The 16092-nt window shown below is 72.2% G+C and carries 14 protein-coding genes; 1 reads left to right on the forward strand and 13 read right to left on the reverse strand.

Annotated features, from left to right (window positions below):
- Nucleotides 1-255 precede the first annotated feature (255 nt).
- Nucleotides 256-2328 carry an alpha-galactosidase gene (locus ACGFT1_RS32660; RefSeq protein ID WP_373912593.1) on the reverse strand — a complete coding sequence of 691 codons (2073 nt, stop codon included), beginning with the start codon at nt 2326-2328 and terminating at the stop codon, nt 256-258.
- A gap of 170 nt (nt 2329-2498) precedes the next feature.
- Between ACGFT1_RS32660 and ACGFT1_RS32665 the strand changes: the two genes are divergently transcribed.
- Complete coding sequence (locus ACGFT1_RS32665; protein WP_373912594.1) at nt 2499-3296, forward strand: tyrosine-protein phosphatase; 798 nt, start codon at nt 2499-2501, stop codon at nt 3294-3296.
- 36 nt (nt 3297-3332) lie between these two features.
- On the opposite strand, the gene ACGFT1_RS32670 is transcribed toward ACGFT1_RS32665, so the two are convergent.
- The 12 genes from ACGFT1_RS32670 to hpnC form a co-directional block, all read right to left on the reverse strand.
- Nucleotides 3333-3455, reverse strand: a complete 123-nt coding sequence (locus tag ACGFT1_RS32670) for a DUF6126 family protein (RefSeq protein WP_356944375.1) — start codon at nt 3453-3455, stop codon at nt 3333-3335.
- Complete coding sequence (locus ACGFT1_RS32675) at nt 3452-4075, reverse strand: helix-turn-helix domain-containing protein (protein WP_373912596.1); 624 nt, start codon at nt 4073-4075, stop codon at nt 3452-3454. The genes ACGFT1_RS32670 and ACGFT1_RS32675 overlap by 4 nt, the downstream gene beginning before the upstream one ends.
- 129 nt (nt 4076-4204) lie before the next feature.
- On the reverse strand, nt 4205-5590 hold the full coding sequence (locus ACGFT1_RS32680; protein WP_373912597.1) for an aspartate aminotransferase family protein: 1386 nt from the start codon (nt 5588-5590) through the stop codon (nt 4205-4207).
- Nucleotides 5587-7485, reverse strand: a complete 1899-nt coding sequence (gene dxs, locus ACGFT1_RS32685; RefSeq protein ID WP_373912598.1) for a 1-deoxy-D-xylulose-5-phosphate synthase — start codon at nt 7483-7485, stop codon at nt 5587-5589. Before dxs ends, ACGFT1_RS32680 begins: the two co-directional genes overlap by 4 nt.
- Nucleotides 7486-7585: 100 nt before the next feature.
- On the reverse strand, nt 7586-8608 hold the full coding sequence (gene hpnH / locus ACGFT1_RS32690) for an adenosyl-hopene transferase HpnH (protein ID WP_373912599.1): 1023 nt from the start codon (nt 8606-8608) through the stop codon (nt 7586-7588).
- Nucleotides 8609-8613: 5 nt separating this feature from the next.
- Nucleotides 8614-9255, reverse strand: a complete 642-nt coding sequence (locus ACGFT1_RS32695) for a 1-hydroxy-2-methyl-2-butenyl 4-diphosphate reductase (protein WP_373912600.1) — start codon at nt 9253-9255, stop codon at nt 8614-8616.
- The gene (gene shc / locus ACGFT1_RS32700) at nt 9256-11286 is read right to left on the reverse strand and encodes a squalene--hopene cyclase (protein ID WP_373912601.1); all 2031 of its coding nucleotides are present in this window, start codon (nt 11284-11286) and stop codon (nt 9256-9258) included. It abuts the gene before it with no gap.
- A gap of 115 nt (nt 11287-11401) precedes the next feature.
- Nucleotides 11402-12535, reverse strand: a complete 1134-nt coding sequence (locus tag ACGFT1_RS32705; RefSeq protein ID WP_373912602.1) for a polyprenyl synthetase family protein — start codon at nt 12533-12535, stop codon at nt 11402-11404.
- On the reverse strand, nt 12535-13962 hold the full coding sequence (gene hpnE / locus ACGFT1_RS32710) for a hydroxysqualene dehydroxylase HpnE (protein WP_373912603.1): 1428 nt from the start codon (nt 13960-13962) through the stop codon (nt 12535-12537). The genes ACGFT1_RS32705 and hpnE overlap by 1 nt, the downstream gene beginning before the upstream one ends.
- On the reverse strand, nt 13959-14087 hold the full coding sequence (locus ACGFT1_RS32715; RefSeq protein WP_373912604.1) for a DUF6380 family protein: 129 nt from the start codon (nt 14085-14087) through the stop codon (nt 13959-13961). Before ACGFT1_RS32715 ends, hpnE begins: the two co-directional genes overlap by 4 nt.
- Nucleotides 14087-15049 carry a presqualene diphosphate synthase HpnD gene (hpnD, locus tag ACGFT1_RS32720; RefSeq protein ID WP_373912605.1) on the reverse strand — a complete coding sequence of 321 codons (963 nt, stop codon included), beginning with the start codon at nt 15047-15049 and terminating at the stop codon, nt 14087-14089. Before hpnD ends, ACGFT1_RS32715 begins: the two co-directional genes overlap by 1 nt.
- Nucleotides 15046-15942, reverse strand: a complete 897-nt coding sequence (gene hpnC / locus ACGFT1_RS32725; protein WP_373912606.1) for a squalene synthase HpnC — start codon at nt 15940-15942, stop codon at nt 15046-15048. The genes hpnD and hpnC overlap by 4 nt, the downstream gene beginning before the upstream one ends.
- Nucleotides 15943-16092: the final 150 nt, after the last annotated feature.

Genomic DNA, 16092 nt, shown 5'->3' on the forward strand with positions numbered 1-16092 from the left:
AAGCGAGGGGGAGGCGAGGAAACAAGCATGAGGTTCCCGCTGTTCGTGTTTCGGATGACCCGATACGGGAACTCACGGTCACCCTGCGTACACTTCCGTCTCCCTCGTCCCACAAGTCCCCTTGCCCTGACCGGCATTACGTGGACATGACGTATGACGCAAGGTCACGGATATGACGCTCGTCACGCACGCTCTTCCCACGTCACCCCATTTCGCGCCGAAGGTGGGTGGAAGCGTCTAATTCAGGCAGGTGGCTCAAGTGCGATGCAGCCGGATGACCGCCGCATCCAGGTCGCCCTCGAGCCCCGTACGCAACCCGTGGTGCAGCAGCACCGCCCCCCGATACGTTTCTCCCGTTTCACGGCATTCGTACGATGCCGCCGGGTCGAGTCCGCGCAACCGGACCGCCGGCGCCGGTTCGCCGTAGCGCTGCGCCTGGAGGCAGGCGAGGACCACCGTCTCCTCCCCCAGGAGGTACTGGACCGCGCTGAGGCCGCCCGTCGGGGGTCTCAGCCGGTACAGCTCGCCCCGCTGCACGACCGGCCGGATCTCCTTGTACAGCTCCACCCACCGCCGGGCCTCGGCCAGCTCCCCCGGGGTCCACCGGGTGAGGTCGCCGCCGATGCCGAGCACGCCCGCCATCGCGCTGACGAAGCGGAGACGCAGCGTGCTCACCCTGCCGTTGAGCTGGATGTTCGGGCTGTCGGTGACCCAGGCGGCCATCACGCGGGCGGGATGGATCTGGCTGAAGCCGTTCTGGATGGCCAGCCGGTCCAGCGGGTCGGTGTTGTCGGAGGCCCACACCTGGTCGGTGCGGCTCATCACACCGAGGTCGACCCGGCCGCCGCCGCCCGAGCACGACTCGAAGGCGACCCGGGGGTGGGCCGCGCGCAGCCGGTCCAGCAGGGCGTACAGGGCGTGGACGTGGTCGACCCACAGGCGCTGCGGGTACGGCTCCCCGGGCCAACCGGCGTCGGTGAAGCAGCGGTTGAAGTCCCACTTCACGTAGTCGATCGGGGCGCCGGACAGCAGGGCGTCCAGCCGCTCCCACAGGTGCTCGCGGACATCCTCGCGGGCGAGGTTGAGGACGAGCTGGTTGCGCAGTTCCGTGCGCGCGCGTCCCGGCTGGTGCTGCACCCAGTCGGGATGGGCGCGGTAGAGATCGCTGTCCGGGTTGACCATCTCGGGTTCTACCCAGATGCCGAACCGCATGCCCAGGTCGTGCACCAGGTCGGCCAGGGGCCCGAGGCCGTGCGGGAAGCGGTCCGGGCTGGGCGTCCAGTCGCCGAGTCCGGCGCGGTCGCCGGTGCGGGCGCCGAACCAGCCGTCGTCGACGACGAACAGCTCCACCCCGATGCCGGCCGCCAGCCGGGCGAGGGCGGCCTGCTGCTGCTCGGAGATGTCGAAACCGGTCGCCTCCCAGGAGTTGAAGAGCACGGGCCGGTCCCGGTCCGCGTCCGGGACGACGTACGCGCGCTGGTAGGCGTGCCAGGCGCGGCTCGCGCCGCCGAAACCGCCGTCGCTCCACAGGCCCGCGAAGACGGGGGTGGTGTACGACTGCCCGGGCCGCAGGAGCAGCAGGCCCGAGTCGTCGTGCCCGGCGCCGCCGGTGATCTGCACGCGCGCGTCCGGGAGCTGGGCGACCGCGATGCGCCAGGAGCCGGACCAGCCGAGCGCGCAGCCGTAGACCTCGCCGCGTTCCTCGGTGGCGTCGGTGTCGAGGGCGACCCAGGGCAGGTGCTGGTGGCCGGTGTGGCCGCGGCGGCTGCCGATGACCTTCTCACCGTAGGTGAGGGGGGCGGTGGTGAGCCGGGACTCGGCGGCCCAGCGGCCGTGCAGCTGGGACAGCCGCCAGCCCTCGCGGTCGGGCAGGGTCCAGGTGGCCGCGTCGGCCCGCAGCAACTCCACGGGCGCGGGGCCGCCGTTCGCGACGGTCACCCGTCGCTCCACCACGTCCCCCCGCATCCGGTAGTGCAGCGTGATGGCCAGACCGTCGTCGTCGAAGCGCAGCCGCAGCTCGTCGCCCTCCGTGCCGTACGTGACGAAGCGCCACTCGGTGCCGCGCCGCTCGTCCGTGCGCACGGACAGGGCCGGGCGGACGAAGCGGGGGCCGCCCTCGACGGGATACTCCTCGCGGCCGTCGAGCGGGGACTCGAACGGCCGGTAGCAGGGCGGCGGGCCGGCCGCGAGGGCTTCGGCGTCGGCGAGGGCGATCCGCGGCCCCCAGTGCAGATGGAGCAGTTCGCCGGCGTCGGTGAGATGCAGGGCGTAACTGCTGCCGGGGCCCGACAGGAGCCAGGTACGGCCGTCTTCGGCGATGTCCACCATCGAGACCTCACAGGTGCCGACAATTACGCTCAGACACCAACATCATCGAGGGCGGCGGACCGCGTGGCAATGCCTGTGGACAACTGGTCGCCCGGGGAAATCGATGTCGTATGGTCGTCGCAGTGCCCGCCGGTGAGCCGCGCCGGCGGGGCCGACCGGGAGGAGCCCCCGTGACGCAGCAGGTCCCGTCGACCGAGCCGGAGCTGGCCGGAGTGCGCAATTTCCGTGACGTGGGCGGGCTGCCGACCACGGACGGACGGCGGGTGCGCCACGGCGTGCTGTTCCGCAGCGGGCATCTGGCGCACGCGACCGAGGACGACGCGGCGTTCCTCGCCTCACTGGGCCTGCACACGGTCTTCGACTTCCGCAATACGGCCGACCAGCGGCTGGAGGGCCCCGACATCGAGCTGCCCGGCGTGCGGAACGTGAACCTGCCGCTGAGCGACCCGGCGGACGGCGCCGAGTTCTGGACGATGGTCCGGGACGGCGACCTCGACCAGCTGCGCGCGATCCTCGACGACGGCAAGGCAGCGGCCCGGATGGTCGCCTCCTACCGGAAGATCGTCAGGGAGCGCACCGCCGAGCACTCCCGGGTGCTGCACGCGCTCGCCGACGACAGCGTGCCCGCCCTGATGCACTGTGCGGCCGGCAAGGACCGCGCGGGCATCTCCATAGCGGTGACGCTCCTCGCCCTCGGGGTGGAGCGGGACGCCATCGCCGCGGACTACCTGGAGTCCAACGCCAGGCACCGCCGCTACAAGGTCCGCCGCAGCGGCAGCGCGGACTCCGCGTACACCCCCGAGGTCATGGAGCTGCTCGACCCGCTCTTCGACGCCCGCGCCGAGTACCTGGAGGCGGCCTTCGAGAGCATCCAGGAGAACTGGGGCGACGTCGGCACCTACCTGCGTCAGGGCCTGGGCCTCTCCCCCGGTACCCGGGAACGGCTCCGCGAGCGCCTGCTGGACTGACCGGGGGCGCCGACCCGGCCGTGGGCGCCCGGCGGCTCACGACTTGGCACCCACCGTGAACAGCAGGTACAGGAAGGCGGCCAGGACATGCCCGAGGGCGATGTAGATGACCAGCCGGATCCACAGGGAACGGGGGAACTTGGTCTCGAAGTCGCTCATGGCAGCTCTCCGGTCAGCGGTCCCAGGCACAGCGTGGCCGTGGGACTCTGCAACAGGGTGTGGACGAACAGCAGGTCGACGCCGTCCTGGTCCTCGGCGGCGAGGCGGTGCGGGGTGAGGGAGTCGAAGTGCGCGCTGTCGCCGGCGGCGAGCAGATGCGCGGTGTCGCCGAGCCGCAGCCGCAGCCGCCCCCTCAGGACGTACAGCCATTCCTCACCGGGGTGGACGCGCACGATGTCGCCCTGTGAGCCGTGCGGCACGCGCACCCGCAGGGCCTGCATACCGCGTCCGGGCGCCCCGGCCTGCACATACGTCCATCCACCCGCTCGCGTGGGCTCCATGTCGGCGGCCCGCACGATCGCGTCCCGGTCGGCGACCGTCTCACCGAGCAGCTCGGAGACGGTCGTACCGTAGATACGGGCGAGCGCGAGAAGCATCGGCAGCGAGGGCTGGCGGTGCCCGGTCTCCAGGCGGGACAGATGGGCCGGCGAGAGCCCCGCGGCATGCGCCGCGGCCTCCAGGGTGAGCCCCGCACGCCGGCGCAGGGCGCGCAGCTGGGGCGCGACGGCGGGCAGGCCGTCACCCGGCCCCGTCGGCGGCGGGACGTCTGAGGCGTTCATGCCTCCATTCAGCCGGATTTTTGCCTCTGCGGCAATTTTCTTGCCTCTGAGGCAAATCCGGCGCGCCTGATGACGGCCGAGCCCGGACGCGTACGCCTCGAAGAGGGGATCGCCCCGGCGGATCCGTGGTCAGCGGTTCGCCACCGCCTGTTTGATCAGGGTCTTGCCGAAGTCCCACAGCAGGCCGCTGCCGGTGTGCGCGTCGTCCATCACCGCCGTGAAGGCATCCATGAACCGGTCCACGTCGGTCTCGTCGATGATCAGCGGCGGGATGAGCTTGATCACTTCCAGGTGGTCGCCGGAGACCTGGGTGAGGATACGGTGCCGTTGCAGCAGGGGGACGACGACCATTTGGGCGAACAGTCCCTTGCGTGCCGCCTGGAGCACGGTCCAGCGGCTGCGCAGCGCCAGCGAGGACGGCCGGCCGAACTCGATGCCGATCATCAGGCCCCGGCCGCGCACGTCGGCGAGCAGCTCGTACCTGTCGATGAGCGCGGCCAGCCGGGACTTCAGCAGCTCACCCGTCCTGCGCACCCCGGCGACGATCTGCTCGTTCTCCATCACCGACAGCACGGCCAGGCCGGCCGCCATCGCCTGCGCGTTGGAACCGAAGCTCGCCGAGTGCACCAGGACGCGGTCCATGGAGGAGTAGACCTTCCTGAAGATCCACTCCTTGCCGAGGGTGGCCCCGACCGGGACATAGCCGCCGGACAGCGCCTTGGCCACGCACACCAGGTCGGGTTCGACGCCGTCCTCGTGCTGGTAGGCGTAGAAGTCGCCGGTGCGGCCGAGCCCGGTCTGCACCTCGTCGACGATGAGCAGCGCCCGGTGCCGGTGCAGCAGGTCCTGAGCGGCGCGCAGATAGCCGGGCGGCGTCCGGTGCACGCCCTTGCCCTGGATCGGCTCGACGATCAGGGCGGCCACGTCGCCCTTGCCCAGCTCCCGGGCGAGCGCGTCCAGATCACCGAGGGGGACGGATGTGTCGGGCAGCAAGGGGTCGAAACCGTCCCGGAAGCCGCTCTCGCCGTTCACCGACAGGGACCCGGTGGTCAGGCCGTGGAAGGCGTGGTCGCAGTAGAGGACGCGGGGCCTGCCGGTGGCGTAGCGGGCGAACTTCAGGGCCGTCTCGACCGCCTCGGTGCCGCTGTTGCCGAAGAACACCCGGTCCAGGTGCGGGCTGTGGGCCAGCAGCCGCTCGGCGAGCAGTCCGGGCAGCGGCTGGCAGTCGAAGCGGGTGAGGTCGGCGAGGTCCATGTCCAGGACGTCGCGCAGCGCCTTGCGGACGACCGGGTGGTGCCGGCCGAGCCCCATCACCCCGAACCCGGCGAGCATGTCCAGGTAGTCGTTGCCGTCGGCGTCGTAGAAGTGGGCGCCCTCCGCCCGCTCGTACACCCTGTCGAAGCCGATGGTGTGCAGCATGCGCGGGAGCTGCGGGTTGAGGTGCTTGGCGTGCAGCTCGTAGCGTTCGGCTCCGCGCTGGGCGAGCAGGGCGCCGAGGTCGAACTCGGTGGTCATTCACTCTCCTTGGCTGTGCCGTCGGCATCCTTGACGGCCAGGCCGGCGCTGATCCGGCCGGCGATCTCGACGGGTGTGAGGCCGATGTCGGCCAGCACCTCGTCGCGTCGGGCGTGTGCGAGGAACTGCTCCGGGACACCGAACCGCCGTACGGGCACGTCGACGTCGGCGTCGCCGAGGGCCAGGGCCACGGCCGAACCGACGCCCGCCGCACGGCTGTTGTCCTCGACCACGGCCACCATCCGGTGGCCGGCCGCGAGTCCGGGCAGGGCGGGGTCGACGGGCTTGACCCACCGGGGGTCCACCACCGTGCAGCCGAGGCCGCGGGCTTCGAGCAGCCCGGCGGCCCGCAGGCACACCGGGGCCATCACGCCGACGGCGACGAGGAGCACGTCGGGGTGTGCGGCGCGGTGCAGGACGTCCATGCCGCCGACCCGGCCGAGGGCGGGGACGGGCGGACCGGCGGTCTCCTTCGGGAAGCGGACCAGAGTCGGGGCGTCGTCCACGGCGACCGCCTCGCGCAGCTGCGCGCGCAGCTGGTCGGTGTCGCGCGGGGCGGCGATCCGCAGCCCCGGGACGACCTGGAGGACGGACATGTCCCACATCCCGTTGTGGGAGGCGCCGTCCACACCGGTGACGCCGGCCCGGTCCAGGACGAAGGTGACCCCGCAGCGGTGCAGGGCGACGTCCAACAGCAGCTGGTCGAAGGCGCGGTTGAGGAAGGTGGCGTAGACGGCGACCACCGGGTGCAGACCGCCGGTCGCCAGCCCCGCCGCGGAGACGACCGCGTGCTGCTCGGCGATGCCCACGTCCCACACCCGGTCCGGGAAGCGTTCGGCGAACCCGCCGAGGCCCACCGGGTGCAGCATGGCCGCCGTGATCGCGACGACGTCCTCCCGCTCCTCCCCGATCCGCACGATCTCGTCGCCGAACACCGAGGTCCAGGACGGCCCCCGGGAGGGCACGAGCGGTGCGCACGTCAGCGGGTCCATCACGCCGACGCTGTGGAAGTGGTCCTCCTCGTGGGCGAGGGCGGGTGCGTAGCCGCGGCCCTTCTCGGTGAGGCAGTGGACCAGGACGGGCCCGTGGAAGCGTTTCGCCCGGCGCAGCGCGGACTCGACGGCGCCGATGTCGTGGCCGTCGACCGGGCCGACGTACTTCAGGCCCAGGTCCTCGAACATGCCCTGCGGGGCGAAGGCGTCCTTGAAGCCCTTCTTCGCGCCGTGCAGCAACTCGTAGAGCGTGGTGCCGACGACGGGGGTGCGCCGGAGAAGGTCCTTGCCCCGGGCGAGGACCTTCTCGTAGCCGTCGGTGGTGCGCAGGGCGGCCAGGTGGCCGGCGAGGCCGCCGATGGTGGGGGCGTAGGACCGCTCGTTGTCGTTGACGACGATGATCAGGGGCCGGTCCCTGGCGGCGGCGATGTTGTTGAGCGCCTCCCAGGCCATGCCGCCGGTCAGCGCGCCGTCCCCGACGACCGCGACCACATGGCCCTCCTCCCCGCGCACCCGGCGGGCCTTGGCGAGGCCGTCGGCCCAGCCGAGGGCGGTGGAGGCGTGACTGTTCTCGATGATGTCGTGCTCGGACTCCGCACGCGAGGGATAGCCGGACAGGCCGCCCTTGCCGCGCAGTTTCGAGAAGTCCCGGCGCCCGGTGAGCAGTTTGTGGACGTAACTCTGGTGGCCGGTGTCCCACAGGATGCGGTCGACCGGCGAGTCGAAGACCCGGTGGAGCGCGACGGACAGTTCCACCACGCCCAGATTGGGCCCGAGGTGGCCGCCGGTTCGCGACACCGCCTGAACCAGGAACTCGCGTATCTCCTCGGCGAGTCCACCGAGTTTCGCCTCGGACAGCGCTTTCAGGTCGCGTGGTCCCCGGATGCTCTCCAGAATGGTCACGCTCGGCCCCCTCTCGGTCCGTGCCTTGCCTCGACCCGCTCGTCGCGCCCCACCGCACCCGGCCGCCGCCGGCCCGACGGGGGGGGCGGCGGCCGTCGCGTCAGTCGCGGTTCCCGGAGACGGTCTCGCGCATCGCCCGCAGCGACTCCTTCAGGGAGCCCATGGTGGCGAGGACGGCCGTGGGCTCGTACCCGCAGTGCGCCATGCAGTTGGCGCAGCGCGGGTCCTTGCCGCGGCCGTACTTGTCCCAGTCGGTCTTCTCGATCAGCTCGCGGTACGTCGGCACGTACCCGTCGCTCATCAGGTAGCAGGGGCGCTGCCAGCCGAAGAGCGAGTAGTTGGGGATCGCCCACGCGGTGCACGGGAAGTCGACCTTGCCCTCCAGGAAGTCCAGGAAGAGCGGGGAGTGGTTCAGCCGCCACTTGCGGCGGTTGCCGCCCGCGAAGGCCTTCCTGAACAGCTCGCGGGTCTGCTCGACGCCGAGGAAGTGCTCCTGGTCGGGTGCCTTCTCATAGGCGTACGCGGGCGAGATCATCATCTCGTCGACCTGGAGGTCGTCGTTGAGGAAGTTGAGCACCTCGATGATCGTCTGGGGGGTGTCGGTGTTGAAGAAGGTGGAGTTGGTGGTCACCCGGAAGCCGCGCCGCCTGGCCTCCTTGATGGCCTCCACGGCCTCGTCGAACACCCCCTCCTTCGCCACGGACTCGTCGTGCCGCTCGCGCAGCCCGTCGATGTGCACCGCGAAGGCGAAGTAGGGCGACGGAGTGAAATTGTCGATCTTCTTGCGCAGCAGCATCGCGTTGGTGCACAGGAAGACGTACTTCCTCTTGGCCACCAGCTGCCGCACGATCTCATCGATCTGCGGATGCATCAGCGGTTCGCCGCCGGCGATGGAGACCATCGGCGCGCCGGACTCCAGCACCGCGCCCACGGCCTGCGCCACCGGCATGCGCTGCTTGAGTACACCGGCCGGATGCTGGATCTTGCCGCAGCCCTCGCATTTGAGATTGCAGGCGAAGAGCGGTTCGAGCTCCACAATGAGCGGGAACTTGTCCCGCCTGCGCAACTTCTGTTCAGCCAGGTATGTAGCGACCTTGATGGACTGACGCAACGGCATGGCCATCTGGCTCACCTCCGGGGGAGCGACAAAGAACGGTGCCATTCGAAAAAAGCGGGAAGAACGGAGCGGAGAACACGGAAAGCTGATATTCCCCCGCGTACAGTGCCGATCCGGACGAGTTCGTGTTCGGGAGCGTCCACGACCACCCGGACAGCCGCGGCCGGGCGCGGGCCCGCGCGGACGGCCGCGAGGAGCGTCGCCGCCGACTCCATGTCGACGGCGATCGCTCCGGTCGCGAGCAGGCCGGACCGCTCCTGACCCCGGACCACGTGGTCGGAGCCGGTGAGCGGACCGGTGTGCACCGTGCGTCCGGGCAGCCGGCGCACGAGTTCCTCCACCAGCGCCGCGGTGCCCGCGCACGGGACGGTCCCGCGCGGATCCCGGGTCTCCTCGGCGACGACGAGGTCGCCGGGGTGCATGCCGGGGGCGAGTCCGGCGCAGAAGCCGGTGGCCAGGACGGCCGCGCCGGCCAGTGCGGGGTCACCGAGGTACCGGGTGACGGAGCGTTCCGCCGCGCGGGGGCCCATGCCCGTGCGGACGAGGGTGACCGGCCCGTCCGCCCCGCTCCTGTCGCCGGTGCGCAGGGCGAGGTGCTCGATGCCGAGCGCGCAGGCGATCAGCAGCGGGGCGGCGACGGGCGCGGGTCTCACTCAGGCCCCCTTGGCCTCGGTGAGCGGTCTCCCGGCCCGGGCGAGCGGCCGCCGCTCGAAGGGGTCCCCGTGCAGGTACCGGCCGAGCGCGGTGAGCGGGAACACCTGCCGGTAGAGGTGGTAGTTGATGGAGAAGTCCCAGGGGAAGCCGGTGCCGGTGAAGTACGGCTCGTCCCAGGTGCCGTCCGGCCGCTGGGTGGTGGCCAGCCACCGGATGCCGCGCTCCACGGCCTTGGAGTCCCGTTCGCCCGCCGCGAGCAGGGCCATCAGCGCCCACCCGGTCTGGGAGGCGGTGGAGGCACCCCGGCCGCTCCACTCCTTGACGTACTTGTAGGAGCGCAGGTCCTCGCCCCAGCCGCCGTCGTCGTTCTGGACGCTCTCCAGCCAGACCACGGCCCGCCGGATCGCCGGGTGCGAGCCGGGCAGTCCGGCCGCGGTGAGCGCGGGCACCACCGACCCGGTGCCGTAGAGGTAGTTGACGCCCCAGCGGCCGAACCAGGAGCCGTCGGGCTCCTGTTCGGCGAGCAGCCAGGCGATGCCGCGCCGGGTGCGCGGATCGTGGGCCAGGCCCTCGGCGGCGAGCATTTCCACGACGTGCGCGGTGACGTCCGCGGACGGCGGGTCGATGACCTCCCCGAAGTCGCAGAACGGCAGCCGGTTGGGGAACGGGCTGGTGTTGTCGGCGTCGAACGCGCCCCAGGCGCCGTTCCTCGACTGCATGCCCAGGTTCCAGCGGACGGCCCGGCCGATGGCCCGGTCCACGCGCTCGGGGTCGTGGTGGCGGACCCGGCGCAGCGCGAGCGCGACCTCGGCGGTGTCGTCGATGTCCGGGTAGTTGTCGTTGTGGAACTCGAACGCCCAGCCGCCCGGCGGGAGATGCGGGCGCTTGACGGCCCAGTCGCCGGGCCGGACGATCTCCTCGCCGAGCATCCAGTCGGCCGCCTTGACCAGTTGGGGATGGTCGACCGGGAGTCCCGCGTCGACGAGGGCGATGGTGGCCAGGCAGGTGTCCCACACCGGGGACTGGCAGGCCTCGATCATCCGGGCGCCGTCCTCACGCCAGACCGCGAACCGGTCCAGGGAGGCCAGGCCCTCACGCATCACGGGATGCTGGAGGTCGTAACCGAGCAGGTACAGCGCGATGATGGAGTACACGGCCGGGGGCTGGATGCCGCCCCAGCAGCCGTCGTTCTCCTGGCGTTGGATGATCCAGCGGGCCGCCGAGTCCATCGCCGCCTTGCGCACCCGGCGCGGGGCGACCCTGCGCAGCCGGTGCAGCGCCTTGTCCAGCCGCTGGAAGGCTCCGTCCCAACTGGCCAGCGGGGCGCGGGGCCTTGGGGGGTGGGGCTGGGCGGGGTCGGTGTGCAGCTCGTCCAGCGGGAAGGGCGCCGGACGGACCGGGCGTTTGGCCGAGACGATGGTGAGCGGCACGATGGTCTGCCGGGCCCAGCAGCCGAAGTCGTAGATGTTGAGCGGCATCCAGGTGGGGAACCAGATCAGTTCCGGCGGGAGTTCGGGAAGGTCCTCCCATCTCCACCAGCCGAACAGGGCGAGCCAGATCCGGGTGAACACGCGGGCGGCGGCGATGCCGCCGCGCTCGCGGACCCAGGCCGACGCCTTCGCCATGTGGGGGGCGTCGGGCGCGTCACCGGCCAGCCGGAGGGCGACGTAGGCCTCGACGGTGGCGGACAGGTCACCGGGCCCGCCGTAGAAGGTGGCCCAGGTGCCGTCGTCCCGCTGCTCGCCGCGGATGAACCTGGCGGCGGCCTGCGTGGTGTGCTCGTCCAGGATGTCCAGGAACTGACGCAGCAGCAGGTCCTCGGCGTCCATGGTGACGTTCGTCTCCAGGTCGCCCTTCCACCAGCCCTCGGCGTCCTGCCGGGCCAGCAGGAAGTCGGTGGCGCGCTGCGCGGCGCGTGCGGCGGCTTCGTGTACCCCGGCCGTCTCGGGGATGGTGAAGGTGGTGTCGCTGGCCGCGGCAGCGCGGGACGGCAAGGTCGCCCCGGTGCTTCCGTCGGTCGTCGCTGTCATGGCTTCCCCTTCGTGCAGTCGTGCGAAGTCGTGCTGCTGTGGGAACGCCGTCGGCCGGTGTGCGGACACTCGTCACCGGCCGGCGACTACGCGAGGCCCGTCGAGCCGATGACGGTCATCTCTTCCGTACGACGACGAAGTCGGCGAGGGCCGTGAAGGAGTCCCGCACCCGGCCGGGCATGTCGACGGCGTCGAGGGCCTCGACGGCGATGGTGTGCTGACGGCGTGCCTCCCGCGCCGTCCATTCGCGGCCGCCGGCCTCCTCGATGAGGGCCGCCCGGGCCGCGAACTCCTCCTCGGAGAAGTTCGCGAAGTCGCTGCCCTTGGCGTCGGCGGCGAGGATCTCACCCAGCTGCTCCGAGGCGGGGCCGCCGGCCGCGAGCGCGGCCACCACCGGCAGCGACTTCTTGCGCTGGCGCAGGTCGCTCCACGTCTGCTTGCCGGTGGCCTCCGGGTCGCCCCAGATGCCCAGGAGGTCGTCGACGGCCTGGAAGGCGAGGCCGAGGTGGTATCCGTAGCGCTCCAGCGCGTCGGCGGTGGCGTCGTCGGCGCCGCCGAGGACCGCGCCGATGGAGGAGGCGCAGGCGAGCAGCGCGCCGGTCTTGTTGCCCTCCATCTCCAGGCACTCCTCGACGCTGACGCGGTCGCGGTGCTCGTAGGAGATGTCCTGGGCCTGGCCGTCGATCAGAGCGCGGGTGGCCGTGGTCAGCCGGCGGGTGGCGCGGCCGGCCTCGACGGTGCCGAGTTCCAGCAGGACCTCGTTGGCGAGGGCGAACAGGGCGTCGCCGACCAGGATGGCCTGGGCGGGGCCGTGCACCTTCCAGACGGTGTCCCGGTGCCGGCGCTGCTCGTCGCCGTCCATCAGGTCGTCGTGCAGCAGGGAGAAGTTGTGCACGAGTTCGACGGCTACCGCGCCCGGGATGCCCGCCTCGGGTGCGGCGCCGGTGACCTCGGCGGAGAGAACGGCGAGCGCGGGACGGACGGCCTTGCCGCCGTCACCGTCAGCGGGGTTGCCGGCGGCGTCGATCCAGCCGAAGTGGTAGGCGGCGACGGTGTCCATGGGAGGCGCCAGGCGGTCGACGGCCGCACGCAGAACCGGTGTGGCCAGGGTCCGGCCGCGCTCCAGCAGCGCGGTCACGTCCACCGCGGCCCGTGGAGCGGGCGTCGAGGCCGGGGGCACAGTGGGCACAGTCTCTCCTCTTGTCGCGGTACCGGGGGTGCGGGGGCCTGCCGCCTGCTGATCGGGCATCAGGCCGCCTCCTCGAATCCGAAGAGGCGGCGGGGGCGGGGCCGGCCCAGGGCGCCGAGCGCGGCGTCGGCCGCGCTCACTCCACTTCGGACCGCACTCTCCATGGTCGCGGGCCACCCGGTGGCGGTCCACGCTCCGGCCAGGTACAGGCCGGGGGCCTTGGTGCGGGCGCCGGGCCGCAGCCGCCCGACGCCGGGGGCGGGGGCGAACGTGGCCGCGCGCTCACGGGTCACGAAGAAGTCCTCCACGACGGCCGTGCGCGCGGCCGGGATCAGCCGGGCCAGCTCGGGCAGGTAGCGCTCACGGAGTTCGGCGACCGGGGTGTCGATCTCGTCCTGCGCGGCCGACTGGGACAGGGCGAGGTACTGGCCGGTGCGCAGTCCCGAGGCGTCGGTGCGGTCGAAGACCCACTGCACCGGGGTGCCGAGCGCGGCGAAGAAGGGTTTCGCCAGGACCCGGCGGTCGTAGACGACGTGGACGTTGAGGATCGGCGCGGTGCCGATCTCCAGCAGCCGCCGCGGCGCGTCGAGGGAACCGGACGGCAGCAGTTCGTGGGCCTCCCGCTGGGGTACGGCGAGGACGACGGCGTCGGCCTCCAGCGTCTCGCCGGGGACCTGAACGCTCCAGGAGCCGTTCGCGTGGAGAGAGAGGGAGGTGACGCGTGTACGGACCTCGGTACGCACGCCCGCGGAGTCGAGCGCCCTGCGGGCCAGCCGGTCGTGCAGTTCGCCCAGCGGGACGCGGGCCCAGCCGATGTCGGCCGCGCCCGGGTCGGACAGCAGTCCGGTCTTGAACACCATCGCGGCCAGTCCCAGCGAGGCGTCGCCGGCGACCGCGTTGAGGGTGGCGACCCCGACCAGGTCCCACAGGGCCTCGATGGCGCGCGGCGACTGGCCGTGCGCGGCCAGCCAGCTGCCGAAGTCCTGTCCGTCCAGGGCCGGATCGGCGAGGTCCAGTCCCTTCAGCGCGAGCGCGGCGCGCCCGACGGCCGCGCGCTCGGCGAGCGAGAGGTGCGGATAGGCGGCCAGGCTGCGCCCCAGGTGGAGGGGCACGGGCAGCGGGTCGCGCCGCAGCCTGCCGAGCCGCCTGCCCGCGGGCTTGGTGACATCGACGACGGGCACGTCCAGGCGGTCCTGGAGCGGTGCCAGCGCCGCGCCCCCGATCCGGTCGAGGAACCAGCGGTAGGCGGTGCAGCAGCGCAGGTACACGTGCTGGCCGTTGTCGACGGTCAGCTCGCCGCGCCGGAAGGAGAAGGCGAGGCCGCCCAGCCGGGGCCTGCCTTCGAGCAGGGTGACGCGGACACCGGCGTCGGCGAGGGCGAGCGCCGCGGTGACGCCGGCGAGTCCGCCGCCGACCACGACGGCGCTGCGGCCCGCCGGCTGCGGGGTGGCGGCGTGCGCCGGTGCGGGGCGTGGGCCGTCACTCATCGCGCGTCCTTCCGTGCGGGGCGGGCGTGCTGGTCGAACGCTGCACGCCCGGCCGTCGCAGTGAGGGACGCCACGCCGCGGCGCAGGGTTGCCCGCCCTGCGCCGTCCGGTCCCGGGAGGTCCATCAGGCGCGCCTCCTGAGGGAGCGCCGGGAGACGGGGCGGGTCACGTGCCGGGTGTCGAGCCCGGACAGGCCGCGCACGGCGACGTAGGCCTTCTCGTGTCCGGGCAGCGAGACCCGGCCGCGCAGGACGGCCTCCGGGTCGCGCTCGATGCGGTCCAGCAGCCTGCGGTAGATACCGGCCATCGCGGCCACACAGGCGCCGCTGCGCCGGTCGAGCATGGGCAGCAGCCGGTAGCCCTCGGCGAACAGGGCGCGGGCGCGGCGCACTTCGAAGTGGACGAGGCCCGCGAAGTCGGAGCCGTCCGGTGGTGTCGGTCCGTGGAACCCGGCCGAGCAGCCGAACTTGGCGAGGTCGTCGGCGGGCAGATAGGTACGGCCGTCCCCGGCGTCCTCGCGGACGTCCCTGAGGATGTTGGTGAGCTGGAGCGCGAGACCGAGGGTGTCGGCGTACTCGGGTGCGCGCTCGGCGCCCCGCGCCCCCGGTTCGGTGCCGAACACGCCGAGCGAGAGGCGGCCGATGGCACCGGCGACACACCGGCAGTAGGCCTTCAGGTCGTCCCAGGTCTCGTAGGCCTGGCCGCGCGCGTCCATCTGGACGCCGTCGATCAGCTCGTCCAGGCCGCCGAGCGGGATCGGGAAGGCCTGGGCCGCGTGGGTGAGGGCGACGGCCACCGGGTCGGTGTCGTCCTCCTCGACCTTGCCGTCCCTGACCCGGGCGAGCAGCGTCCGGGTGTCCTCCAGGCGGGCCAGTTTGACGTCGTCGGCCAGGTCGCCGTCGCCGATGTCGTCCACGCGCCGGGAGAACGCGTACAGCGCCGACATGGCGCGGCGCTTGGCCGTCGGCAGCAGCCGGATGCCGTAGGCGAAGTTCCGGGCCTGCTGCCCGGTGACGGCCTCGCAGTAGCTGTAGGCGGCGAGTACCGGTGCGGACACGTGCGGCGGAGAATCCACGGTCCGGATCACCCCTCTCCTCGCAGGATCACGCCCGCCTCACGCAGCAACTGCAGCGTGCCGGGCTTGGGCGGGCCGGGAAGTACGTCGAATTCGGCGGCGGTGATCGCCCGGATCGCCGCCCTCCCCCCCGCCACGAACCCTGCGAGCAGCAGTTTGAGCCTGCCGTGGACGCTACCCACCAGGGGGGCGCCTTCATTCAGCAGATCGCGGGCGCGTTGTGCCTCGTACGCCACCAGGGCGCGCACCGATGCGCCCGCGGTTTTCGCGGCGAGGTCCGATTCCCGGACGTGGAAGCGCTTCATGTCCTGCGCGGGCAGGTAGATCCGGTCGCGGCCGAGGTCCTCGGCGACGTCCTGGAGGTGCTCCACGACCTGGAGGGCGGTGCAGACCGCGTCGGAGAGCCGGATGCGCTCGGGGGTCGAGGTGCCGGTGACGGCGAGAACCAGGCGGCCGACGGGGTTGGCGGACAGCTCGCAGTAGGCGAGGAGGTCGTCGTAGGTCTCGTAGCGGGTGACGAGCTGGTCCTGGCGGTTGGCGGCGATCAGTGCGAGGAACGGCTCGGGCGTGAGGGCGTGGCGGCGGACGGTGGGCGTCAGGCGGCGCAGCAGCGGATGGCGCGGGGTGCCGTCGAAGACGCGGCGCAGGTCGGCCTCGAAGGCGTCGAGGAGGACCAGCCGGTCCTCGGCCGCGTCCGGTGACACGCCGAGCAGACGGGCGTCGCCACCGCCGGGGGCGAGGTCGCCGTCGCCGATGTCGTCCACCAGACGGGCGAAACCGTAGACGGCCATGAGGTCGTCGCGCCACGCCCGGGGCAGGAAGAAGGGGGCCACGGGGAAATTCTCGCTCGCGGCCTTGTCCAGGGTGGCGCGTGCCAGGTCCGGCGCCGGGTCGGTGGCCGTCATCGCACGCTGCCCGGGGCGGGGACGGCACATGCTGCGTCGAGCAGGGGAGTCTCCGTAGCCATTGCCGTCACATCTCCCGTTCTACACTGCCGACCTGATACACACTATTTCGGACACGCCGCCCGGCCGCGCGCGCGGCGCCCTGACGGG

This window comes from Streptomyces sp. Y20 (assembly GCF_043195475.1).
Classification (GTDB): Bacteria; Actinomycetota; Actinomycetes; order Streptomycetales; family Streptomycetaceae; genus Streptomyces.